At 65.8% G+C, this 22,182-nt stretch carries 21 protein-coding genes and 1 tRNA gene; 15 read left to right on the top strand and 7 right to left on the bottom strand.

What is annotated here, in order from left to right:
- Positions 1-47: 47 nt before the first annotated feature.
- On the bottom strand, positions 48-404 hold the full coding sequence (locus ACVMDN_RS17610; RefSeq protein ID WP_057016541.1) for a DUF6481 family protein: 357 nt from the start codon (positions 402-404) through the stop codon (positions 48-50).
- 208 nt (positions 405-612) lie between these two features.
- Positions 613-837: a hypothetical protein gene (locus ACVMDN_RS17605; protein WP_057016542.1), complete on the bottom strand. Its 225-nt coding sequence runs from the start codon at positions 835-837 to the stop codon at positions 613-615.
- A 188-nt stretch (positions 838-1,025) separates the two neighbouring features.
- On the opposite strand from ACVMDN_RS17605, the gene ACVMDN_RS17600 reads away from it, so the two are divergent.
- Entirely contained in the window at positions 1,026-1,202 is a 177-nt protein-coding gene (locus ACVMDN_RS17600; protein WP_162832424.1) for a hypothetical protein, read from the top strand.
- A 140-nt stretch (positions 1,203-1,342) separates the two neighbouring features.
- Entirely contained in the window at positions 1,343-1,618 is a 276-nt protein-coding gene (locus ACVMDN_RS17595) for a hypothetical protein (protein ID WP_310884660.1), read from the top strand.
- A gap of 15 nt (positions 1,619-1,633) precedes the next feature.
- Here ACVMDN_RS17595 and ACVMDN_RS17590 read toward each other — a convergent pair whose 3' ends face one another.
- Positions 1,634-1,810 (bottom strand): hypothetical protein, encoded by a 177-nt coding sequence (locus tag ACVMDN_RS17590; protein WP_166205288.1) that lies wholly within the window; start codon positions 1,808-1,810, stop codon positions 1,634-1,636.
- A gap of 208 nt (positions 1,811-2,018) precedes the next feature.
- Between ACVMDN_RS17590 and ACVMDN_RS17585 the strand changes: the two genes are divergently transcribed.
- The 3 genes from ACVMDN_RS17585 (at position 2,019) to ACVMDN_RS17575 (ending at position 3,935) form a co-directional block, all read left to right on the top strand.
- Entirely contained in the window at positions 2,019-2,234 is a 216-nt protein-coding gene (locus ACVMDN_RS17585) for a hypothetical protein (protein WP_026192800.1), read from the top strand.
- A gap of 139 nt (positions 2,235-2,373) precedes the next feature.
- Positions 2,374-3,288, top strand: coding sequence for a 2-dehydro-3-deoxygalactonokinase (locus tag ACVMDN_RS17580; protein WP_253641040.1), 915 nt, complete (start codon positions 2,374-2,376; stop codon positions 3,286-3,288).
- 11 nt (positions 3,289-3,299) lie between these two features.
- Positions 3,300-3,935 carry a 2-dehydro-3-deoxy-6-phosphogalactonate aldolase gene (locus ACVMDN_RS17575; protein ID WP_456835085.1) on the top strand — a complete coding sequence of 212 codons (636 nt, stop codon included), beginning with the start codon at positions 3,300-3,302 and terminating at the stop codon, positions 3,933-3,935.
- A 7-nt stretch (positions 3,936-3,942) separates the two neighbouring features.
- Here ACVMDN_RS17575 and ACVMDN_RS17570 read toward each other — a convergent pair whose 3' ends face one another.
- Entirely contained in the window at positions 3,943-5,073 is a 1,131-nt protein-coding gene (locus tag ACVMDN_RS17570; RefSeq protein WP_076829362.1) for an IS630 family transposase, read from the bottom strand.
- 39 nt (positions 5,074-5,112) lie between these two features.
- On the opposite strand from ACVMDN_RS17570, the gene ACVMDN_RS17565 reads away from it, so the two are divergent.
- The gene (locus ACVMDN_RS17565) at positions 5,113-5,394 is read left to right on the top strand and encodes a LexA family protein (RefSeq protein WP_076829365.1); all 282 of its coding nucleotides are present in this window, start codon (positions 5,113-5,115) and stop codon (positions 5,392-5,394) included.
- Positions 5,395-5,421: 27 nt separating this feature from the next.
- Here ACVMDN_RS17565 and ACVMDN_RS17560 read toward each other — a convergent pair whose 3' ends face one another.
- Positions 5,422-5,727 (bottom strand): hypothetical protein, encoded by a 306-nt coding sequence (locus ACVMDN_RS17560; protein ID WP_057016599.1) that lies wholly within the window; start codon positions 5,725-5,727, stop codon positions 5,422-5,424.
- Between the two features lie 233 nt (positions 5,728-5,960).
- Between ACVMDN_RS17560 and ACVMDN_RS17555 the strand changes: the two genes are divergently transcribed.
- Positions 5,961-6,374 (top strand): SRPBCC family protein, encoded by a 414-nt coding sequence (locus tag ACVMDN_RS17555; RefSeq protein WP_456835086.1) that lies wholly within the window; start codon positions 5,961-5,963, stop codon positions 6,372-6,374.
- Positions 6,375-6,394: 20 nt separating this feature from the next.
- Positions 6,395-6,634 carry a YdeI/OmpD-associated family protein gene (locus tag ACVMDN_RS17550; RefSeq protein ID WP_253623849.1) on the top strand — a complete coding sequence of 80 codons (240 nt, stop codon included), beginning with the start codon at positions 6,395-6,397 and terminating at the stop codon, positions 6,632-6,634.
- A gap of 664 nt (positions 6,635-7,298) precedes the next feature.
- Here the strand turns inward: ACVMDN_RS17550 and ACVMDN_RS17545 are convergent.
- Together ACVMDN_RS17545 and ACVMDN_RS17540 are read right to left on the bottom strand one after the other, a co-directional pair.
- A complete protein-coding gene (locus ACVMDN_RS17545; protein WP_076825495.1) occupies positions 7,299-7,757 on the bottom strand; it encodes a DUF992 domain-containing protein in 459 nt (152 codons plus the stop codon).
- Between the two features lie 744 nt (positions 7,758-8,501).
- Positions 8,502-8,578, bottom strand: a tRNA-Arg gene (locus ACVMDN_RS17540).
- 288 nt (positions 8,579-8,866) lie between these two features.
- On the opposite strand from ACVMDN_RS17540, the gene ACVMDN_RS17535 reads away from it, so the two are divergent.
- The 7 genes from ACVMDN_RS17535 to ACVMDN_RS17505 all read left to right on the top strand — a co-directional run bounded on the left by ACVMDN_RS17535 (position 8,867) and on the right by ACVMDN_RS17505 (position 22,143).
- On the top strand, positions 8,867-14,074 hold the full coding sequence (locus ACVMDN_RS17535) for an alpha-2-macroglobulin family protein (RefSeq protein WP_310884661.1): 5,208 nt from the start codon (positions 8,867-8,869) through the stop codon (positions 14,072-14,074).
- A 68-nt stretch (positions 14,075-14,142) separates the two neighbouring features.
- Positions 14,143-16,269 (top strand): penicillin-binding protein 1C, encoded by a 2,127-nt coding sequence (gene pbpC, locus ACVMDN_RS17530; protein WP_310884662.1) that lies wholly within the window; start codon positions 14,143-14,145, stop codon positions 16,267-16,269.
- 82 nt (positions 16,270-16,351) lie between these two features.
- Positions 16,352-18,097: an ArnT family glycosyltransferase gene (locus tag ACVMDN_RS17525; protein ID WP_375166968.1), complete on the top strand. Its 1,746-nt coding sequence runs from the start codon at positions 16,352-16,354 to the stop codon at positions 18,095-18,097.
- Position 18,098: 1 nt separating this feature from the next.
- Positions 18,099-18,944 (top strand): phosphatase PAP2 family protein, encoded by an 846-nt coding sequence (locus tag ACVMDN_RS17520; RefSeq protein ID WP_456835087.1) that lies wholly within the window; start codon positions 18,099-18,101, stop codon positions 18,942-18,944.
- A gap of 66 nt (positions 18,945-19,010) precedes the next feature.
- Positions 19,011-19,802, top strand: a complete 792-nt coding sequence (locus ACVMDN_RS17515; protein WP_310884665.1) for a glycosyltransferase family 2 protein — start codon at positions 19,011-19,013, stop codon at positions 19,800-19,802.
- A complete protein-coding gene (locus tag ACVMDN_RS17510; protein WP_016845896.1) occupies positions 19,802-20,140 on the top strand; it encodes a lipid-A-disaccharide synthase N-terminal domain-containing protein in 339 nt (112 codons plus the stop codon). Before ACVMDN_RS17515 ends, ACVMDN_RS17510 begins: the two co-directional genes overlap by 1 nt.
- Before the next feature lie 203 nt (positions 20,141-20,343).
- On the top strand, positions 20,344-22,143 hold the full coding sequence (locus tag ACVMDN_RS17505) for a M23 family metallopeptidase (RefSeq protein ID WP_456843648.1): 1,800 nt from the start codon (positions 20,344-20,346) through the stop codon (positions 22,141-22,143).
- Positions 22,144-22,182 lie beyond the last annotated feature (39 nt).

Below are 22,182 nucleotides of genomic sequence, written 5' to 3'. Positions count from 1 at the left end.
CATCGCCCGCTGTCCGCAGGCCCGCCGCTGGCGGGCCTGGTTGCGCCTTAGCGCTTCTTCTTGCCGCGCTCCTTGCGTGCCGCGTAGCGGGCATCGCGCTTGGCCTTCTGCTCAGCGAGCAGCGCCTCCTCGCGGGCGGCTTCCTCTTCCTTCTCGCGCGCAATGCGGGCGGCCTCGGCGGCGGCGGCCTCTTCCTCGCGGCGCTTCTGCTCGGCCTTTTCGGCCTCGCGGGCTTCCTTGGCCTTGGTGCGGCGTTCGGCGATCGCCGCGCGCTCCTCGGCACGTGCCTTCACAGCGGGATCGTCAGCTCCCGGCTGGGCGCGAAACTTGTTGAGGAGGTTTTGCCGCGCCTGCAGGGCCGCTTTCTGGCGGTCGGCAAAACCCGGTTCCTTGAAGCCACTCATAGAGGAAGCCTTGCTGCTTTCTGTTCGGGTGATGGATGGGGTTGGTTCGGCGTTTCAATAAGTGAATGGCGACGAAATTGCCAGTGGTGAACGGAGGGCTGTGGAGCAAGGGAGATATGAGCCAGCGTCAAGCAGCCATCGTTCGCCCCGCGGGCGCGCGGTGAGTGGCTGGTCACCAAGGGCTGTTGAACAAGGGCTGTTGAAAAGTTCAGCCGCGCTGGAGGTGCTCGCGTCGTCCGTTACCCAGGACTTTGGCGACCGTCTCGGCGGTCATCGCGCTCCGGTCCGAGGCGCGCTGGGCTTCCAGCCTGTCGCGCGCCCTTTCGACGATCAGGAGGCTGATCAGCCGCTGCCTGCTGCTCTCATCGACAGCCTCCGAGAGCAACTGCCTGTAACGCTGATAGTCGTACGTCGTTGCTTCTTGTTCGCTCATCGGCACGCCCCGCACACGCGCTCCACTTCAGCGAGTAGTCTTTCGCGAGTCGCCCCTGGCGCGCAACGGAATTGCGGTGCCAACGGCCGCGGCCGTGCATTTCGTTGTGCGACTGTTGCAGAATTGATCGCACGCAACCGTGCAAACGGTCATGATGCGGATCGTGGCAACCGGGAACCGAAGCGGGCATGAGCGAATCCGACGACGGAGGCAGCAGAAGGGGCGCGCTGATCGGACTGCTGGTCGCAGCGGTCATGCTCGCGGTCGGCCTCTGGCTCGCGCATGACCTGACGGCGGCGAGCAAGATGCAGGACTGCCTGATGTCGGGCCGGACCAACTGTAATGTGATCGAGCCGGCGCGCTAACCCCGTCTTGCGGCAGTGCAATATCGATCCCACATCAAACCCAAAGACTCGGGCTGAACTGTTTGATCCCGGTTGTGATTCCGATCACACGCGGACAGGCGGGCTGCCTCGTCTCCTGGAGATCGGCGGGAACCAAGGCCATGATGTCCAAGCTGTGGTCCGGAAAGGGCGCGGCGCTGGCTGCCGCAGGCGCGGCGGGTGCCGTTTTGGTGGCGTATCTATCCCTGACACTGGCGTCGCCCGAGCCGGTGACCAATGCGGCGCTCGGGCCGGAATGGCAATGCAGCCGGGTTGCTTTCGTGCTGACCACCTGCACCAGGGGGACCGAGGCGGAACGCGAGGCTGAGGCCAAGCCGGAAGGCGAGGTCAAGGCGATCCCGGTGCGGGCGAAGGACGATTGTCCGCCAGAACTCTAGCGGCCGTATTTCAAGTCATTTCTTGGTGGTACTGCGCGGCTTGATCGACAGGCCGAGGCGCATCGCCATCTTCTTGATCCGCTCCGGCGAGCGGCCGGTCGCCTTCACGACCTCCTCCAGCGACTTCGAGGAGCGTGCCAGTTCCATCAGTCGTCGGTCCTCCTTGAACGACCACCGCGGCTTTCGGGCCATCTTGTTGGTTTCCTTGTGCATTGCTGGGCAACAAAGCCGCCAGGCGGGGTCGCCTGACGGCCTTGCCGGTGTGGGCCCGGACCTTGGGGAAATGTCCGGTGGATAAGCAATACTGCTTCCGAATAAGGCCGCAATTGAAACCGGAATTTAACCTAACCCATCAAGGTTACTTGCAACATTACTCGGATACGGCGTGGCAGGAGGCCTTATGCGCAAGGTCGCCATTTTGAGTGCCGCAGCATTTTTACTGTCCGGTTGCTGGTCCGACCCGGAGGTTACGGGATCGACCAACAGCTGTGCGGCCAATCTTTACAGTCAGTACAATCCCAAGGTCATGGATCAGTGCGTCAACGCCTGCATCAAATGTGACCGCGGCAACGTGACGACCTGCACGACCTCCTGCACGCTGAAGGGCGCGCGGTAATCGATCCGCGCGTCCGATGCCAGCGGGCCTCGTGGCGTCACGCCACCGAGCCGCCTTGCGTGGCGCGATGATCGCCTTTATCGCGTCTGGCAGCGGCGCCGTCGGGGCGCGGGACACTGAGAGCGTGGAACAGGGCGCGATGAGCGGGCTTTCCTATGTCGCGGTCGACTGGGGCACCAGCAGCTTCCGGCTCTGGCTGACGGGCGCCGGTGGCAAGGTGCTCGGTGAGCGCCGCAGCGATGAAGGCATGACCGCGGCAGCCAGGACCGGCTTTGCGGCCGTGCTGCAATCGCATCTCGATGCGCTGGGTGTGCCGGCCGACCTGCCGGTCGTGATCTGCGGCATGGCGGGCGCGCGGCAGGGCTGGGTCGAGGCCGGCTATATCGATACGCCGGCGCATCTGTCGGACATCCTCAAGGGCGCTGTCGTGGTCAGCGGGCAGACGCGCGAGATCCGTATCCTGCCCGGGATCGCGCAGCGTGATGCCGCCGCGCCGGACGTCATGCGCGGCGAGGAGACCCAGCTGCTGGGGGCGCTCGGCTTGAATGCGCCGGGCGAGGCGCTCGTCTGCATGCCGGGAACGCATTCCAAATGGGTGAGGGGCCGCGGCGGAACGGTCGAACGCTTTGCGACCTTCATGACCGGAGAGCTGTTCAGCGCGGTCGCGCGCGACACCATCCTGTCGCACGCCGTCGCCGGCGCCGAGGAAGCGGTTGACGGCGATGCGTTCCGCGCGGCGGTCGCGGCGGCATTCGCGGCGCCGGCGCTAGCGGCCAATCTGCTGTTTCGCGTGCGATCGCGGCAGCTGCTGTTCGGCGGCAACGCACAGGCCGCGCGCGAGACGATCTCGGGCACGTTGATCGGCGTCGAACTCGCAGCGGGCCTTGCGGAGCGGGAGCAGGGAGCGCCGGTTACGCTGATTGCCTCGGGCCGGTTGCAGCGGCTCTATCAGATGGCGCTCGAAGCCCTTTCGATTCCGCTCAATGTCATGGATGCGGAGGAGGCGGTTCGCCGTGGCCTCGCCGGCGCAGCGGCGGCGATCTGGAAGAAGTGAGGGATCAACGCATGAGTATTCCGTTTCCGCCGATGAAGCGGCCGCTGGTCGCGATCCTGCGCGGCGTCAAGCCGGACGAGGTGCTGGGCATCGTCAGCGCGCTGCTCGACGCCGGCATGACCGCGATCGAGATTCCGCTGAACTCGCCCGAGCCGTTCCGCTCGATCGAGATCACGGCGAAGCGCGCGCCGGCCGATGTTCTGATCGGCGCCGGCACGGTGCTGACTGCAGCCGACGTCGATCGCCTGCACGACGTCGGCGGCCGCCTCATGGTGTCGCCGAATGTCGATGTCGAGGTGCTGGCGCGTGCAAGAGACCACGCGATGATCACGATGCCCGGCGTGTTCTCGCCGACGGAAGCGCTGCTCGCCGCGCGCGCGGGGGCATCGAGCCTGAAATTCTTTCCGGCCAGCGTGCTCGGCGCCGCCGGCATCACCGCGATCCGCGCCGTGCTGCCGCCGGACGTGATGATCGCCGCGGTCGGCGGCGTCTCGGACCAGAATTTCGCCGAGTATGTGAAGGCAGGCATTCGCGCCTTCGGTCTCGGCAGCAGCCTTTACAAGCCGGGCATGACGGGCGCGGATATTGCGGTCAGGGCAAGGCTGACGATCGAGGCCTATGACAAGGCCGTGCAGGGTACCGGCTAGTAGCTCGTCACAGTGATTTTGACTCTTTGGGTATGCCTGGATAGGCGCGCCCCAGTTTGGTGCGAGCTTTGTCCGTTGTGAACATCCAGTTGATACGGGCGCGAGTTTTGTTTCGCTGCCGCTCCCATGCTGCGATCTCGTTTCTAAGGCGTTTTGGATCGTCGATCCGGCGGCCGAGACACTGCCCTTGGAGCACGCCGATCTCGATCTCGACCATATTGAGCCAACTGGCGTGTTTCGGGGTGTAGTGGAACTCGAGGCGGCGCAGGATGCGGCGGGCCTCGGCGGGGGCAAAGGCCTGGTAGAGGGCGCCGGGGGCATGGATCGACAGATTGTCCTGCACGACACGGATGCAGGCGGCCTTGGGGTAATGGACATCGACGAGTTCGCGCATGCAGTGAGCATAATCCACGGCGGTGCGCCGTTCGGTGACTTTGACGTTACGCCAGGCCCGATGCGGATCGAGGGCGACAAAGAGATTGACGGTGCCGTTGCGGCGGTACTCGTAATCGTAACGCTCGCGCTTTCCCGGCTCGGGTGGGATCGGCTGGCGCACTTCGCCGATGAGCTGGACGGGGGTTTCGTCGAAGCAGACCAGCGGCCGCTCGGGATCAGGCGCTTCAGCGTAGAGATCGAGCACATCTTCCATGCGGGCGACGTATTCGCCATCGACATGGGGAATGCACCACATGTCCCTGCGCCACGGCTTGAGGTCATTATCGGCCAGCCGGCGGCGCACGGTCTCGCCCGACAGGCTGTCATGATCGGTGAGCTTGACCATCACGTCGGCCAGCAGCGCCAGCGTCCAGCGCCTCCGGCCAGCGGGCGGCTTGGCGCATGCGGTCGCCACCAGCAGGGCTTCCTCCTTGCCGGTCAGCTTGCGCTCCGCACCGGGACGCGGCTCCTCACTCAAGGCCCGATCGAGATTGCCTTCCACCAAGCGGCGTTTGGTCCGATAGACGGTGGAGGCGCTTACTCTGACGGTCCGGACAATCTCCTCGTCGCGGCTGCCGATGTCGGCCGCCAGCAAAATCTGGGCCCGCTTGAGTTTGCGAGCGGCATGCTTGCCGCCGCTCAGCATCGCCGTCAGTTCCTCTCGCTCGGCTTGGCTCAATTCAACCCGGTACCGTACATTCATCGTTCGCCTCCCTGTCGGAGGCTCCGGACGAATCGATCCATGAGTCAAAAATCAGGCGCACGCTTTACCGAGAAGCAGGGCCATTATCTGGCTTTCATCTATACCTACTCGCACATGTTCGGACGGCCCCCCGCCGAAGCCGACATGCAGCGTCACTTCGGTGTTAGCCCGCCCTCAGTCCATCAGATGATCGTCACGCTCGAACGTAACGGCCTCATTCGCCGTCGAGCCGATATCCCCAGAAGCATCGAAATCCTCGTGCCGCCAGAGAACTTGCCGATCCTAAGCTGGCTCGGTATCAAACCGTCAAAATCACTGTGACGAGCCACTAGGCTCGGCGCAAGCGCGCTAATCGTCCCGCCTGCCGCCGTCGATCACCCTGAACAGCGGGGCCGCCTCGCGGGGATTCTCAAGCAGCTCTTCGACCATGGCGATCGCGGCCGCGACGTATTTCCCGGTCGCGGCGTCCAGCGGCCGTTCGGCTTCGTCTGACAGCGCGAGCCTTGCGCCTTCGAGCAGCTTGCGGGTGCGGACGGCGGACTCGTCGCCCGCGGTGAGGGCGGCGCGCGCGATCGATCGCAGCACGAACAGTTCGCCCTCCAGCCGCAGCAGGCGGTCGTTCAGCTTGCTCAGGACGGTGTTCAGGTTCCGCATGACGCGCTCTCCGGGCATTGGACCCGTCTTCCATACACGGTCATTCCTGACGAAATTCTTGTGGCGACCACGCACCATCTGGTTGGTCGAATGGCATCTCGGATCTCCTCATGTTCCCGGTGGCCCGGGCATTGCCATTTGACGAAGGCATCAATGGCCCTAATAGAATGGCTGCGGTCCGGCGCCGCCCGGGAGGCGCGTCAGCTTCACCCCATCGCAACGAGGGAATTGATATGAGGATTGCCGTCGAAACGACCGTTGCCGCGCCGATCGCGGATGTCTGGCGCGCCTATACGACGCCTGACGACATCAAGCAGTGGAACGCGGCTTCCGACGATTGGCACACGACCGCCGCGACCGTCGACCTGCGCACCGGCGGCGCCTTCTCGTCGCGAATGGAAGCCAAGGACGGCAGCATGGGGTTCGATTTCGCCGGCACCTACACCAGGGTCGAGGAGCCCCGTCTGCTCGAATATTCGTTCGGCGATCGCAGCGCGCAGGTCGCATTCACGCCGGAGAGCGGCGGCGTCAAGGTGCAGATCAGCTTCGACAGCGAGGATACTCATTCGGTCGAGCAGCAGCGCGGCGGTTGGCAGGCGATCCTGGATAACTTCAAGCGTTACGTCGAAGCCAAGCGGCGGTCCTGATCCGGCGATCGGAGGGCGGCGTGACGTTGAAGCGACCGCGCGCGGCGATGCCGGCGAGCATTCGCCGCGAGCTCGATGCTGCCGGACTGATGCAGGCGTTCAAGACGCGCCCGCCGTATCAGCGCAACGACTATCTGCACTGGATCGGCCGCAGCGTGCGAACTGCAACACAGCGCAAGCGGATCGACCAGATGCTGGCGGAATTGAAGGCCGGTGGGGTGTATATGGGAATGGCGCATCGGCCGAGCAAACCAAAGTGAGACTCTCGCGGCGTGACCGCTGCGCGCGGTGCGTTCGCATCGCTCGCGTGATGTTTTGGTCGTGCGAATCCTCATCGAACAAAAAGGACGATCTGGGAATCGTCCATCGCGGTCCTGAAAAATATCGACGACCGATGCGCGCACTCACAATCCTCTAGCAAAACATTCTTGGATTAAGAAATTGCGAAGCGCGCTGCCGGCGCTCACGGCAAGTGGAACCTGCAATCGCACGAACGGAAAGCGATCAGTCCCTCAATCGCCGCCGGAACTTTGTTCACGCACGGAGAACTACGGAATCGTTTCGTGCGCTGAATGATAAAAACGGCGAGTGATTTCACGGCACACGGCGAACATCAAAAAAGAAAGGCCTCAGCGCGTGGGCCACGCTGAGGCCAAGTAAACACTTTGGTCGTGAGGCACCGTCGCCGGCGCCTCGATGCCTAACCTATCTTTGTTTCTGTGTTTCCAAATGGCCCATTTGGGCCATGCCGCGTGATAGCCAATTTGGGACATGCGCCGCTGGCACAAAGTGTGCAGACTTGGAGCTGTCAGGATTTTGCATCACCTTCCTGGGGCTAGGGCCAGCGCCGTCCGCATCTATTTCAAGCGGACGGCGTTGTGCATTCCGGCGGCCGCGCCGGCCATCGCCTGGCTGCGCTCAGGGTCAGCGGTCCACCGGCCGAATCTCGAGGTTCTCGATTTTCAGGGGCGGCGTTGAGGGGACGTTCCGCTCGTTCAACGGATGCAGCGTGATCGGCGTATTCGTGCCGCCGGCGAGAACGTTGACGCCGGCGCCGTCGGCATGGGCGTAGCCGCCGGCGAGATCGTCGCTTCCAAGCCACGGCACGGGCGCCATCACCTTCCAGGTCATGGCGACTTCTTGATCTCCGATCAAAACGCCGAGGTTGCGGATGGCCGCGACATAACGACTGTCCGGCGTGCTATCGACGTGCAGCACGCAATTGAGGTTGGTCACCGGACCCACCACGAACCCGGTATCGGGTCCGCCACGACACTCAAGCGTTCCGGCCTGCACCTGCTGCGCATTGGCGGCTGCGAGCGGCGCAGCGAGAACCGCCGCACCACACAGAGCAGAGGCGATCGGACGGCTTGTCACACGCATGGTGCTGGATAACGCGGATCGGCGCGCAATCGGCCCATGACCCCGCGTGCGGCCTTCGCTTGTGGTTAAGAGAGCCTTAGAGATTGGTTTGATTGCTGCCGACGGTCGACGTTCGCGAGCGACCGGCCAGGAGGACGACGATCAACCAGCGGCGATCCTTTTCATCGCCGTGCCGGCTGACACCTCGATGGTGGAGCTATCGACGTCGAACGAGCGTGCTTGATTTCCAGGCAGGAGAGGCCGCGGGCGAAGCAAGGGAATGGTCCCGGCACTGACGCCGGACCGTTCGGATCATGGCGGTGAGCCCGTCCCGAAAAATTACGCCGCCGGGCTCGAAATGCATTGTCCCGGCGGCGCCTGTTCCAATCTGGGCCCGCAATCCCAGTCATGTTTGTGTCTGCAAAACCGGCGCCAAGGTTCGAGCGCCCCCGTAATCATACGGGGACTGGGGGGCCCGCGATGGATTGGTGTTGGCTGCTTGTGCGCTGGCGAAGGTCCGATTGTCTGGGGTGATCCAAGCCGCGGCGCGAGAACGGCTGATCGCCACCGATGCTCCGCCCGGTCAGATATGATGCTCGAGCTTGCGCATCTCCTGCAGGCGAGCCAGGCAAAAATCCCGATACAATTCGTTGATGAAATCCCACATGACCGAAGCCCCTTGGTCCAACCCCCTGCACACTACGCCGGGTTTGTTTCCGGCCGGCTTCGTGGCTTCTGGAAAATGGTTTCATCGAGGAGGGAGGGTGGCGATCCCGGCAGGATTCGAACCTGCAACCCGCGGAGTAGAAATCCGCTACTCTATCCAGTTGAGCTACGGGACCGTGGCGGCCTTGTAGCACCGCCAATATGAAAAATCCGCCTTTCCGCCAAGTCCGTCCGAACCGATTTTTGTGGTCGAACGACAAAGGCGAGCAGGGCGCCCGCCCTGCGTTGGCCTGTCCAGCCTGCCGAGCCGCACGACGCTGCAGCCGGGGGCCGGTCAAAGGAATGTCGGCAATGCGATCTGCGACGTTTTCGTCCGTTCATGTCCGCGCCTTCACTCCGTCACCTTTTCGCGCACTTTTGGCCCCAACGCGGCGTTCGACCGCGGGGCGTTCAGGAGCTCCATCATGATCGGATTGGTTCGTGCCGCCACGATATGCGCCACGCTGCTGCTCGCCCTGGTGGGCGCCCAGGCCGCGGACAAGGCCTTCAAGCGCGACGATCTCGCCGATTCCGCGATCAAGCTGGAAGCCCAGATCAAGAGCGAGGCCGGCGCGGTCAACAAATCGGCCGCGACCCTGCGCACTGACGCCGACGCCGCCTTCAAGCGCAATGATTTCCGCGGCGGGCTGCAAATCCTCGGCCAGATCGCGGCGACCACGCCCGAGGACGGCGCTAACTGGCTGCGGCTCGCCAGGACGATCTTCCAGATCCGCTCGGCGAGCTCCAGCGAACAGACGTTCCTGACGGAGCGCGCCTCCACTGCCGCCTACATCGCCTATCAGCGCGCCGGCAATGCGGGCGAGGAGGCGGACGCGCTGGCCGTGCTCGGCAAAGCGCTTGCCGAGCGCAAGCTGTGGCGCCCGGCGCTGGACAGCTTGCGGCTGTCGCTCGACATGCGCGAGGTCGCCGATGTCCGCGGCCAGTATGAGAAGATGCGCGACGAGCACGGTTTCCGGCTGCTCGATTATACCGTCGATTCCGACGCGGCCTCGCCGCGGGCCTGCTTCCAGTTCTCGGAGGAACTCGCCAAGCGCGTCGACTTCGCGCCGTATCTCGCGCTCGCCGGCACCGACAAGCCGGCCTTGTCGGCGGAAGGCCAGCAGCTCTGCGTCGACGGGCTGAAGCACGGCGAGCGCTACAACATCAATCTGCGCGCCGGCCTGCCGTCGACCGTCAAGGAGACCCTGCCGAAATCGGCCGAGTTCAACATCTATGTCCGCGACCGCAAGCCGTTCGTGCGGTTCACCGGGCGGGCCTATGTGCTGCCGCGGACCGGACAGCGCGGTATCCCGGTGGTCAGCGTCAACACGCCGGCGGTCAAGGTCGACGTCTTCCGGATCGGCGACCGCAACCTGATCAACACGGTGATCGACAGCGACTTCCAGAGCACGCTGAGCCGCTACCAGCTCTCCGATCTCGGCGACCAGCGCGGCGTCAAGGTGTGGTCCGGCGAGCTTGCGACTGCGACCACGCTGAACCAGGACGTCGTCACGGCGTTTCCGGTCGACCAGGCGCTCGGCGACCTGCAACCCGGTGTCTATGTCATGACCGCCGCGGCCAAGGGGCCGGGCACCGACGACGACGGCACGCTGGCGACGCAATGGTTCATCGTCTCGGACATGGGCCTGTCGGCCTTTTCCGGCAATGACGGTATCCACGTCTTCGTCAACTCGCTGGCTTCGACCGAACCGGTCGCCAACGCCGACGTGAAGCTGGTCGCCCGCAACAATGAGATCCTGGCCACGCGCAAGACCGATGCCGCCGGCCATGTGCTGTTCGAGCAAGGCCTGGCCCGGGGCGAGGGCGGGTTGTCGCCGGCACTGCTGACTGTCATGGGCGAGAAGGCCGACTATGCCTTCTTGAGCCTGAAGACCAATGCGTTCGACCTCACCGACCGCGGCGTCGCGGGCCGGGCGATCCCGGCCGGCGCGGACGCCTTCGTCTACGCCGAGCGTGGCGTCTACCGCTCCAGCGAGACCGTCTATCTGACCGCGCTGTTGCGCGACGGGCAGGGCAATGCCCTGACCGGGACGCCGCTGACCATGGTGATCGAGCGCCCCGACGGCGTCGAATTCCGCCGCGCCGTGCTGCCCGACCAGGGCGCCGGCGGCCGGCTGCTGGCGGTGGCGTTGAACTCTGCGGTGCCGACCGGCACCTGGCGCGCCCGCGTCTTTACCGATCCGAAAGGCTCGTCGGTCGGCGAGACCACCTTCATGGTCGAGGATTACATTCCCGAACGGGTCGAATTCGATCTGACCAGCAAGGAGAAGGTGATCAAAGCTGAAGTTCCAGTGGAGCTTCAGGTCTCCGGCCATTTCCTCTACGGCGCGCCGGCCTCGGGCCTGCAGCTCGAGGGCGACATGCTGGTAGCGCCCGCGGCGAACGGCCGGCCCGGTTATGCCGGCTATCAGTTCGGCGTCGACGACGAGCAGACCGCGAGCAACGAGCGGACCCCGATCGAGGACCTGCCGGAGGCCGATGCCAACGGCGCGGCGACCTTTCCGGTGAAGCTCGAGAAGGTGCCGACCTCGACGCGGCCACAGGAGGCCCAGATCTACATCCGCATGGCGGAGACCGGCGGCCGCTCGGTGGAACGCAAGATCGTGCTGCCGGTGGCCCCTGGCGCCTCGCTGATCGGCGTCAAGCCGCTGTTCGGCGACAAGAGCGTGGCCGAGGGCGACAAGGCCGAGTTCGACGTCGTGTTCGTCGCGCCCGACGGCAAGCAGCTGCCGCGCAACGGGCTGCGCTACGAGCTGTTGAAGCTGGAGTCGCGTTACCAGTGGTACCGGCAGAATTCGTCCTGGCAGTATGAGCCGGTCAAGTCGACCCGCCGCGTCGCCGATGGCGACGTCAACCTCGCGGCCGACAAGCCGATGCGCCTGGCCTTCCAGCCGCAGCCCGGCCGCTACCGGCTCGACGTGAAATCGACCGACGCCGACGGCCCCGTCACCTCGGTGCAGTTCGACGTCGGCTGGTATTCCGACGGCAGCGCCGACACGCCCGATCTATTGGAAACCTCGATCGACAAGCCGGAATATGCCTCGGGCGACACGATGACCGTGTCGGTCAATGCGCGCACGTCAGGCAAGCTGACGGTCTATGTGCTTGGCGACCGCCTGCTGACCACCCAAAGCGTCGACGTCACGGAGGGCACCCGGCAGGTCAAGCTCCCCGTCGGCAAGGACTGGGGCACCGGCGCGTATGTCATGACGACGTTGCGCCGTCCGCTCGATGCCGCCGCCGGGCGCATGCCCGGCCGCGCGATCGGACTGAAATGGTTCGGCATCGACAAGAAAGCGCGCACGCTTGCCGTCGAACTGTCGCCGCCCGCGTTGGTGCGGCCGGGCTCGACACTGAAGATCCCGGTCAGGCTCGGCGGGCTCAATCCCGGCGAGGATGCCAAGGTGGTGCTCGCCGCGGTCGATGTCGGCATTCTCAATTTGACCAATTACAAGCCGCCGGCGCCGGACGACTACTACCTTGGCCAGCGCCGTCTGACCGCCGAGATCCGCGACCTCTACGGCCAGCTGATCGACGGCATGCAAGGTACCCGCGGCCAGATCCGCAGCGGCGGCGACTCTGCCGGCGCCGAGCTGCAGGGCTCGCCGCCAACGCAGAAGCCGCTCGCGCTCTATTCCGGCATCCTCACGGTCGGGCCTGACGGGACGGCCGAGGTGAGCTTTGATATCCCGGAATTTGCCGGCACCGCGCGGGTGATGGCGGTGGCGTGGAGCGCAACCAAGGTCGGCCGCGCCAATGTCGACGTGATCGTGCGCGATCCCGTGGTGGTGACCGCGACCTTGCCGCGCTTCCTGCTGACCGGTGACAAGGGCACCATCAGCATGGATATCGACAATGTCGAAGGTGCGGCCGGCAACTATGCCATCAGCGTCAAGGCGAGCGGCCCGATCAACGCTTCCGGCAATTCGACCACGACGGTGAAGCTTGCCGCCAAGCAGCGCTCCTCGCTGTCGCTGGGCCTCGAGGCCGGCGGCGCCGGACGTGCCGAGTTCGACGTCGACATCTCCGGGCCGAACGGGCTGACGCTGGCGCGGCATTATGCGCTCGACGTCAAGCCGGCGACCCAGGTTCTGGCGCGCCGTTCGATCCGCACGCTGGCGAAGGGCGAAAGCCTGACGCTGACCTCGGACATGTTCTCCGATCTTGTGCCGGGTACCGGCAGCGTTTCGGTCTCGGCGAGCCTGTCGACCGCGCTCGATGCCGCGAGCATTCTGAAGGCGCTCGACCGCTACCCGTATGGCTGCTCCGAGCAGATCACGAGCCGCGCGTTGCCGTTGCTCTATGTCAATGATCTCGCCGCCGGTGCCCATCTTGCGATGGACTCCACGGTCGACCAGCGCATCCGCGACGCGATCGAGCGGCTCCTCGCTCGACAGGGGTCCAACGGCTCGTTTGGCCTGTGGTCGGCGGGCGGCGACGACGCCTGGCTCGATGCCTACGTCACAGACTTCCTGACCCGGGCCCGCGAAAAGGGCTTTGCGGTGCCGGACGTGCTGTTCAAGAACGCGCTCGACCGCGTCAGGAACTCGGTGGTCAATGCCAACGAGCCGGAGAAGGACGGCGGCCGCGATCTGGCCTACGGCCTCTATGTTCTCGCGCGCAACGGCGCGGCGCCGATCGGTGATCTGCGCTATCTCGCCGACACCAAGCTGAACAATCTGGCGACCCCGATCTCCAAGGCCCAGCTTGCGGCGGCGCTGGCGCTGGTCGGCGACAAGGCGAGGGCCGAGCGGGTCTATGGTGCCGCGCTCGATGCGCTGAACCCGAAACCCGTGATCGAGTTCGGCCGGGTCGACTACGGCTCGGCGCTGCGCGATGCTGCTGCGCTGGTCTCGCTCGCTGGCGAAGGCAATGCACCGCGCACCACGCTGACCCAAGCCGTGCTGCGGGTCGAGGCGGCGCGGGGACTGTCGCCCTACACCTCGACGCAGGAAAATGCGTGGATGGTGCTGGCGGCGCGGGCGCTCGCCAAGGAGACGCTGGCGCTCGACATCAACGGCCAGACGGTCAAGACCGCGGTCTATCGCAGCTACAAGGCCGAGGAGATGACCGGCCAGCCGCTCAGGATCACCAATACCGGCGATGCGCCGGTGCAGGCGGTGATCTCGGTGTCGGGCTCGCCGGTCACGCCGGAGCCGGCGGCCTCCAACGGCTTCAAGATCGAGCGCAGCTATTTCACGCTCGACGGCAAGCCGGCCGATGTCACCAAGGCGAAACAGAATGACCGCTTCGCGGTTGTCCTGAAGGTGACGGAAGCCAAACCGGAGTTCGGACACATCATGGTGGCCGACTATCTGCCGGCCGGGCTCGAGATCGACAACCCGAACTTGGTGTCATCGGGGGATTCCGGCACGCTCGCGTGGATCGAGGACGGCGTCGAGCCGAAGAACACCGAGTTCCGCGATGACCGCTTCACGGCGGCGATCGATCGGGGCGCCAACGACAAAGCGGTGTTTACGGTCGCCTATGTCGTGCGCGCGGTGTCGCCGGGCAAATATGTGCTGCCGCAGGCCTATGTCGAGGACATGTACAATCCCTCGCGCTATGGCCGCAGCGGAACCGGTGCGGTTGAGGTGAAGCCGGCGAAATGAACAAGGACGCGCGGCGCAAACTCTTCTCGTCATGGCCGGGCTTGACCCGGCCATTCATAGGCGCGTCCATGCGAACGAAGGATGTGGATGCCCGGGTCAAGCCCGGGCATGACAAGCGCAGCGGGCGGCTGGCGCTCCGCGTCGCGGCCGCAATGGCCGTCGTCCTTATTGCGATCACCGGCGCCTTCGCCGCCTGGATCGTTTCGCTCGGGCCGTTGCCGCTCGACAAGGCGCAGCAGGTCTCGACCACGGTGATCGATCGCAACGGCAAGTTGCTCCGCGCCTATGCGATGACGGACGGGCGCTGGCGGCTGCCGGTCGATGCGAAGACGTCAGTCGATCCCACCTATCTGAAGCTCTTGTTCGCCTATGAGGACAAGCGCTTCTATGAGCATCACGGCATCGATCCGCTGGCGCTGTCGCGCGCCGCATTCCAGCTTCTCACCAGCGGTCATATCGTCTCGGGCGGTTCGACGATCACGATGCAGCTGGCGCGGCTGATCGAGCCGCGCCACCAGCGCTCGGTCTACGCAAAGCTGCGGCAGATGGTGCGGGCGGTCGAACTGGAGCGGCAGCTCTCGAAGGACCAGATCCTCGATCTCTATCTTGCGCTGGCGCCGTTCGGCGGCAATCTCGAGGGCATCCGTGCCGCCTCGATCGCCTATTTCGGCAAGGAGCCGAAGCGGCTGTCGCTCGCCGAAGCCGCGCTGCTGGTGGCGCTGCCGCAATCGCCGGAGCGGCGGCGGCTCGATCGTTACCCGGACGCCGCCCACGCCGCCCGCGACCGCGTGCTCGAGCGCATGGTCGAGGATGGCGTGGTGTCGAAGGACGATGCCGCGCAGGCCACGGCGACGGCGGTGCCGAAGATGCGCAAGCAGATTCCGATCCTGGCGCCGCATTCGTCCGATCAGGCGATCGCGACGATGAAGGATGCGCCCGTCATCAAGCTGACGCTCGACGCCGCGCTACAACGGAACCTGGAGGCGCTGGCGCGCGACCGCGCCATCGCGCAGGGGCCTGACGTCTCGGTTGCGATCGTCGTGGTCGACAATGAGACGGGCGACGTGCTCGCGCGCGTCGGCTCGGCGGATTATTTCGATGAGCGGCGGGCCGGGCAGGTCGACATGACGCGCGCGGTGCGCTCGCCGGGCTCGACCTTGAAGCCGTTCATCTATGGCCTTGCCTTCGAAGATGGCTTTGTCCATCCCGACAGCCTGATCGAGGACCGGCCGATCCGCTTCGGCACCTACGCGCCGGAAAATTTCGACATGACGTTCCAGGGCACGGTGCCGATCCGCAAGGCGCTGCAATTGTCGCTGAACGTGCCGGCGATCGCGCTGCTCGACCGGGTCGGTGCCAGCCGGCTGTCGTCGCGGCTGAAGCAGGCCGGCACCAGTCTCGTGCTGCCGAAGGACGAGGCGCCGGGCCTTGCGATGGGTCTCGGCGGTGTCGGCATCACGTTGCAGGATCTCGCTCAGCTCTATTCCGGCCTGGCACGGCTCGGCGCCACCAAGCCGCTGCGCGAGATCATCCAGGCCAATGACGGCCGCGACACGATGCGGCTGATGGATCAGGCTGCGGCCTGGCAGGTCGGCAACGTCCTGCTCGGCACGCCGCCGCCGGAGAACGGCGTGCACAACCGGATCGCGTTCAAGACCGGTACCAGCTACGGCTATCGCGATGCCTGGTCGGTCGGCTTCGACGGCCGCGTCACGATCGGCGTCTGGGTCGGCCGTCCCGACGGCGCGCCGGTGCCGGGTTTAGTCGGCCGTACGGCCGCGGCACCGATCCTGTTCGACGCCTTTGCGCGCACCGGCAAAATCCCGGCGGCATTGCCGAAGCCGCCACGCGGCGTTCTGGTCGCCTCCAACGCGAAACTGCCGCCGCCGCTGCGCCGCTTCCGGCCGCTCGGCGAACTGGTCCGTAGCGGCAACGACCAGGCTCCGCACATCCAGTTTCCGCTGAACGGCTCGCGCATCGATGTCGATCAATCCGAGGGCGGCCGCAATGCCGCGCTGCCGGTCAAGGTTGCCGGCGGGGTGCTGCCGCTGACGGTCCTCGTGAATGGTGTCTCAGCCGGGGACATCGACAGCCGGCGCCAGCGCCTGATCGAGCCGCCCGGGCCGGGCTTTGCGCGGCTCACCGTGATCGACGCCACGGGGGCCGCGGATACCGTTGTGATCCGCGTGCAATGATCGCACGGGAAAGCGGAGCGGCACGGCCGGAAAGCGGAACAGCACAGTTGTTTGCGCTGCGGTTTCATCGTATGCGAAACCCATGGTGGATGGCCTCCAACCCCGGCGCTTCGGAGCAGGGCAACAGTCTGTAAAACCTGCGCATTCGAGCCGCAGGCTGTTCATGGCGTTCGAGTTCGCAACGGCCAGCCAATGGCGTTCGATCCTGTTCCTGACGCTGACCTGCCTGGTGCTGTTCCTGCCGGGCTTCTTCACCATCCCGCCGATCGACCGTGACGAGGTCCGCTTTGCCCAGGCGACCAAGCAGATGGTCGAGAGCGGCGATTTCGTCGACATCCGCTTCCAGGACGACGTCCGTTACAAGAAACCGGTTGGCATCTACTGGATGCAGGCGGCGGCGCTGAAGACGGTCTCCGCGCTCGGGGTGCCGCGCGCCCAGGTCCGCATCTGGGTGTACCGCCTGCCGTCCCTGATCGGCGCCATCGGCGCCGCTTTGCTGACCTATTGGACGGCGCTTGCCTTCGTGACACGGCAGGGGGCGGTGCTGGCCGCCCTGATGATGGCAAGCTGCGTGTTGCTCGGGGTCGAAGCGCGGCTCGCCAAGACCGACGCGATGCTGCTGCTGACAGTCACTGCGGCGATGGGTGCGATGGCGCGGGTCTATCTGGCGTGGCAGCGCGGCGAGGATCCCGCACACCCGTCATGGGGCCCGCCCGCGGTGTTCTGGACAGCGCTGGCGGTCGGCATCCTGCTCAAGGGGCCGCTGATCCTGATGTTCGTCGGCCTTGCGATGGCGGGGCTTGCGATTCTCGATCGATCGGCGGCCTGGTTCTGGCGCATGCGCCCGGTCTGGGGGCTGATGTGGACCCTCGTGCTGGTGCTGCCGTGGTTCGTGCTGATCTTCCTGCGCGCCGGCGAGACCTTCTTTGCCGACTCGGTCGGCGGCGACATGCTGAGCAAGCTCGGTGCGCAGGAATCCCATGGCGCGCCGCCTGGACTCTATCTGCTGCTGTTCTGGATCACGTTCTGGCCCGGTGCGCCGCTGGCCGGCATGGCGGCGCCTGCGGTCTGGCGGGCGCGGCGCGAGCCCGGTGCGCAGTTCCTGCTGGCCTGGCTGATCCCGTCCTGGATCGTGTTCGAGGCCGTGCTGACCAAGCTGCCGCATTACGTGCTGCCGCTTTATCCGGCGATCGCGATCCTGACCGTCGGCGCGCTGGAGCGGCGCGTGCTGTCGCGCTCGCCGTGGCTGTTGCGGGGCGCCGCCTGGTGGTTCGCGATCCCCGCCTTCGGTGCGGTGCTGGTGATCGTCGGCGCCATCAAGGCGATCCATCAGCCGGTGTTTCCGGCCTGGCCGTTGTTCGCCGTTGCGATGGTGTTCGGCCTGATCGCGTGGTGGTTGTTCGAGGACAGCCGCGCCGAGCGCTCGCTGCTCAATGCGGTGATTGCCGCGGCGCTGATGGCAGCCGGCACCTATGGTGTGGTGCTGCCGCGGCTTACCACCGTATTTCCGAGCCAGGAGGTCGCACGCGCCTTGCGCAACGTGACCTGCGTCGGCCCGAAGGCGGCAGCCGCCGGCTTCCACGAGCCGAGCCTCGTGTTCATGACCGACACCTCAACGCTGCTCACCGACGGATCGGGCGCCGCGGATTTCCTCGGGCAGGGCTCCTGCCGCTTCGCGCTGGTCGAACAGCGCTCGGAGCGCGCCTTCGTGCAGCGCGCCGAGGCGATCGGCCTGCGCTACAACGCGCCGGTGCGCGTCGAGGGCTACAACATCTCGCAGGGCAAGGCGGTCTCGATCGCGATCTTCCGTTCCGAAGGGACGGAATGACATGCCGGCGCCGCCAGCCATCCCGGATTCTGCCAATTATTTCGGACGATTGCTGACGCTGGTTTGGCTGTCCCTTGCCCAGCTCGTGCGGGCGCCGTCGCATTCGCGCCGCGCCGAGGCGGCGCGCCGCTCCGCGCGCCACGGACTTTTGCTCGTCGTCATCGTCGGCGCCGTGATCATCACGCTGATGTATGCGTTCGATGTCACCGAGATCAGTCTGATGCCGCCACGCGGCACGCCGGGTCTCTGGTGGGTGAAGACGCTCACCGATTTCGGCAAGGACGAGTATGTGCTGTGCGCGCTTGGCCTGCTGCTGATCGTGGTCGCGCTGGCGGCGCCTGCGCTGCGCGGCGTGCCGCGCGCCACCTTGCTTGGCTTCGGGACAAGGCTGCAATACCTGTTTCTGTCGGTCGTGCTCTCGGTCGCTGTCGGCGAATTGATCAAGTGGATCGTCGGCCGCGGGCGGCCCTTTGTCGGCGGCAAGGCCAATGCCTTCAACTTCCAGCATTTCGCCGGCACTGAGGCCTATTCGAGCTTTCCGTCGGGACATTCGATCACGGCGTTCGCGCTGGCCTTTGCCATATCCGCGGTGTGGCCGGGCGCGCGGTTCGTGATGCTGGTCTATGCGCTGGTCATCGCCGCGACCCGGCTCGTGCTGCTGGCGCATCATCCGAGCGACGTGGTGGCCGGCGCGCTGGTCGGGGTGATCGGCGCAATGGTCGTGCGCTACTGGTTCGCCGCCCGCCGCCTTGGTTTTGCCATTCATCGCGACGGCACTGTGGTGGCGCTGTCAGGACCGTCGGACGGGCGTCTCAAAAGGGTTGCGAGGAGCGCCTTCGCCCCATAAAAGCGGTCGCCCGACGGCCGGATCGGGCTGGTTCCATCGCCGACAACACCAACCACGAGTGCCGATTTGCCTGCTCCCGACCAGACGCCGGTCGCCGTTTCCATCGTCGTGCCCGTGCGCAACGAGGCGGACAACATCGCGCCGTTGATCGCCGAGATCGCGGCCGCGCTCGACGGACGCTGGGCCTACGAGGTCGTCTACGTCAATGACGGCTCGACGGATGCCACCGGCGAGCGGCTGAGCGCGGTCATGGCCGGGCGGCCCAATCTCCGGCAGCTCCGCCACGCGGTCTCGTCGGGCCAGTCGGCGGCCGTGCGCAGCGGCGTGCGCGCCGCGCGCGGCGCGATCGTGGCGACGCTCGACGGTGACGGGCAGAACAATCCCGCCTTCCTGCCGGACCTGATCGCGGCGGTCGAAAGCGGCAACGGCCGCGTCGGCCTCGCCGCGGGCCAGCGCGTCGGGCGCAAGGACACCGGCTTCAAGAAGCTGCAATCGCGCATCGCCAACACGGTGCGCGGCATCATCCTGCGCGACGGCACCCGCGACACCGGATGCGGCCTGAAGGCGTTTCCGCGCGAGGTGTTTCTGGCGATGCCTTACTTCGACGGGCTGCATCGTTTTCTTCCGGCACTGGTCCGCCGCGAGGGACTGGCGATTGCCTATGTCGACGTCGTCGACCGGCCGCGCCATTCCGGCGTGTCGAACTATGGATTTTTCGACCGGCTCTGGATCGGGATCATGGATCTCGCCGGCGTGTGGTGGCTGATCCGCCGCAAGAAGCCGACGCCGGTCGTCACTGAAGTGGTCGCTGAAGTGCCCGGTGTCACTGGTGTGCCGGGCGTGACCGAGGTGAAGTGATGCTGATTCAGTACGGTCAGGCGCTGAGCGCCTATCTCTACGACGTGTTCATCGCCAAGTTCGACTTCTGGCTGGCGTTCGGCCTGATCGCGCAATTGTTCTTCACCGCGCGCTTCCTCGTGCAGTGGATCTCCAGCGAACGCGCCGGCCAGAGCGTGGTGCCGATGGCGTTCTGGTTCTTTTCGATGGGTGGCGGCCTGATGACGCTGATCTACGGGCTTGCCAAGCGCGAGCCCGTCATCATCATCGGGCAGGGTCTCGCCACGCTGATCTACATCCGCAACATCATGCTGATCGTGAAGAACCGCGGCCGCGGGTCGAAGACACTCGATAGCTGATTGCCGTCATCGCCGGAGCGGCGAGCGGTATGCCGGGCCTTGTTCGGGAATCTCGATAGATTCCAGCATCGGGCTCAGCCCGGGATCAATTGCGACCGAATCTGAACCAAGGTCAAACATTCGCCCCAAGCGGCATGGCATCTACGGCTTGCCGTGGGCGTGGCGGCATCTCGAGACCGTGCCCCAGGGGATGAGGGGCGTTGATGACCAGCCGTGACGAAGCGACGAAAGCGGGCGGTTATCGATCGAGCGTCCGCGATATTCCGTCGCTTGACGAGCCACCGCTGACCGGCGAGCGCAAATTGCCTGACCGGCGCGCCGTCAGCCTCCGCTGGATGGCGGGGACGATTCTGATCGGATCCGCCGCCGTCGCTCTTCTGGCTGGCGCGCTTCGCGGGGCATTTGGCGATCACGCGCGATTCGCAGCCGCGCCGGTCGCGTCACTTCCGCGCTTCGCAGGACAGGTGGTTGACGAGGCGCGACGCGGCGATCGTCTCGACCGGAGGCTCGGCCCGCAGGGCAATTCCGCTGCGCTCAAGATTGAGCAGCTGAGCGATGCCGGCGCGGTCCGTCGATTTACCCGCGTGTCGGCGCGGCTCGCGGAGATCGATCTCGCGCCACACCAGGAAGCGCGGGGAGACGAAAAGGACGACGCGCGAGCGGGCTCGCAACGCGACCTGCTGTCGGAGCTGCCGGCCATCATACGGACAGGTCCAGCGCGGCGCCCGCTGCCGGGCGGCACCAGCGCCTATGCTGACGGTGAAGACGTGCCGCATCCGCCGGCTCCGATCGGCGAGGCTGTCAACGTCACCAACCTTCCGAAGTCGCCTACGTCGTCGCGTCACCGTCGACATGTCATTATCGCGAGGAGCGGCGACACGCTGTCCGCCATTCTGCGGGCGCTGGCGGCGGCCGCGGAGGACGCGCCGGCGATCCTGGCGGCTTTCCCGTCGCCTGGCGCTCTGGAGACGCTGTCCGGTGGCGAGAAAATCACGGTCGTCGAACAGGGCGAAGACGCCGGTTCGCCGCGCGGCCATGTCGCGAAGGTGTCGATCGAACGCGCCGGCTCCGATGTGTCCGCCGTCGGTCGCACCGATGGCGGCCAATACCAGCCGATCGTGCCCGAACAGCCCGACATCGCCGCGCGGAGCGAGAGCCCGCTGCGTGAGTCGATCGATACGCATTCCGTTCCGGGCGAAACGCTGCGCGACGGCCTTGACGCGCTTGCGCGCTCCAACCACGTCGACCAGGGGATCGTTGCTGAACTGATGCGGCTCTGTGGCCGCGATTTCGACCTCGGCGAGCCGCTCGGCGACGCCGATGTGGCCGAGATCATCTACGCGCCGAACGACATCGGTCAGCCGGAGTTGGTCTTCATCGATTTGACCGCGGGCGGGCAGACCCGCCGGTACTATCGCTTCACGGCGCCGGACGATGGCAGCTCCGATTTCTATGATGAGACCGGCCAGTCCATCACCAGATTCCTGTTGCGCAAGCCGGTCGTGAGCGGGCGGCTCGGCGACGGCTTTGGTTGGCGGATTCATCCGATCCTTGGCGACCGCCGTTTCCATGAGGGCGTCGATTATGCGGCGCCCTATGGGTCGCCCATCGCGGCCGCGGGCGCCGGCGTCGTCGAGACCGAAGGGTACGAACGTGGGTACGGGAAATATATCCGCGTGCGGCACGACCGCGGTTATGAGACGACCTATGCCCACGTCGCGAGCTTCCCGCCCGGGCTGAAGATTGGAGACCGCGTTCGTCAGGGCGAGACGATCGCCTTTGTCGGATCGACCGGGCTCTCGACCGGACCGCACCTCTATTACGAGGTGCGGATCAACGGCCGCAACGTCGATCCGCTTCGGATGAAGCTGTCGGGCGGCCGGCTGCTGCAAGGCGACCTGCTCGGGGCCTTCGATCGCCAGCGTGACAGCATCGACCAACTCGCTGCGGTCTCCGCGCTACCGCAGCGGCGTTCCGGCTCCGAACATCGGCCGCCGACATAGCGAGCGCAGATCGCACCACGCCATGCCGCCGCGGCGGGC

It is taken from the genome of Bradyrhizobium sp. USDA 4510 (genome assembly GCF_054059095.1).
Note: the sequence above shows the minus strand (reverse complement) of the source record. Positions and strands in the feature narration are given on the sequence as shown.

What these genes read in the sequence shown, in the direction of transcription:
- ACVMDN_RS17610 (WP_057016541.1), bottom strand. Translation starts at nt 404, where the DNA reads ATGAGTGGCTTCAAGGAACCGGGTTTTGCCGACCGCCAGAAAGCGGCC.
- ACVMDN_RS17605 (WP_057016542.1), bottom strand. Translation starts at nt 837, where the DNA reads ATGAGCGAACAAGAAGCAACGACGTACGACTATCAGCGTTACAGGCAG.
- ACVMDN_RS17600 (WP_162832424.1), top strand. Translation starts at nt 1,026, where the DNA reads ATGAGCGAATCCGACGACGGAGGCAGCAGAAGGGGCGCGCTGATCGGA.
- ACVMDN_RS17595 (WP_310884660.1), top strand. Translation starts at nt 1,343, where the DNA reads ATGATGTCCAAGCTGTGGTCCGGAAAGGGCGCGGCGCTGGCTGCCGCA.
- ACVMDN_RS17590 (WP_166205288.1), bottom strand. Translation starts at nt 1,810, where the DNA reads ATGGCCCGAAAGCCGCGGTGGTCGTTCAAGGAGGACCGACGACTGATG.
- ACVMDN_RS17585 (WP_026192800.1), top strand. Translation starts at nt 2,019, where the DNA reads ATGCGCAAGGTCGCCATTTTGAGTGCCGCAGCATTTTTACTGTCCGGT.
- ACVMDN_RS17580 (WP_253641040.1), top strand. Translation starts at nt 2,374, where the DNA reads ATGAGCGGGCTTTCCTATGTCGCGGTCGACTGGGGCACCAGCAGCTTC.
- ACVMDN_RS17575 (WP_456835085.1), top strand. Translation starts at nt 3,300, where the DNA reads ATGAGTATTCCGTTTCCGCCGATGAAGCGGCCGCTGGTCGCGATCCTG.
- ACVMDN_RS17570 (WP_076829362.1), bottom strand. Translation starts at nt 5,073, where the DNA reads ATGAATGTACGGTACCGGGTTGAATTGAGCCAAGCCGAGCGAGAGGAA.
- ACVMDN_RS17565 (WP_076829365.1), top strand. Translation starts at nt 5,113, where the DNA reads ATGAGTCAAAAATCAGGCGCACGCTTTACCGAGAAGCAGGGCCATTAT.
- ACVMDN_RS17560 (WP_057016599.1), bottom strand. Translation starts at nt 5,727, where the DNA reads ATGCGGAACCTGAACACCGTCCTGAGCAAGCTGAACGACCGCCTGCTG.
- ACVMDN_RS17555 (WP_456835086.1), top strand. Translation starts at nt 5,961, where the DNA reads ATGAGGATTGCCGTCGAAACGACCGTTGCCGCGCCGATCGCGGATGTC.
- ACVMDN_RS17545 (WP_076825495.1), bottom strand. Translation starts at nt 7,757, where the DNA reads ATGCGTGTGACAAGCCGTCCGATCGCCTCTGCTCTGTGTGGTGCGGCG.
- ACVMDN_RS17535 (WP_310884661.1), top strand. Translation starts at nt 8,867, where the DNA reads ATGATCGGATTGGTTCGTGCCGCCACGATATGCGCCACGCTGCTGCTC.
- pbpC (WP_310884662.1), top strand. Translation starts at nt 14,143, where the DNA reads ATGCGAACGAAGGATGTGGATGCCCGGGTCAAGCCCGGGCATGACAAG.
- ACVMDN_RS17525 (WP_375166968.1), top strand. Translation starts at nt 16,352, where the DNA reads ATGGTGGATGGCCTCCAACCCCGGCGCTTCGGAGCAGGGCAACAGTCT.
- ACVMDN_RS17520 (WP_456835087.1), top strand. Translation starts at nt 18,099, where the DNA reads ATGCCGGCGCCGCCAGCCATCCCGGATTCTGCCAATTATTTCGGACGA.
- ACVMDN_RS17510 (WP_016845896.1), top strand. Translation starts at nt 19,802, where the DNA reads ATGCTGATTCAGTACGGTCAGGCGCTGAGCGCCTATCTCTACGACGTG.
- ACVMDN_RS17505 (WP_456843648.1), top strand. Translation starts at nt 20,344, where the DNA reads ATGACCAGCCGTGACGAAGCGACGAAAGCGGGCGGTTATCGATCGAGC.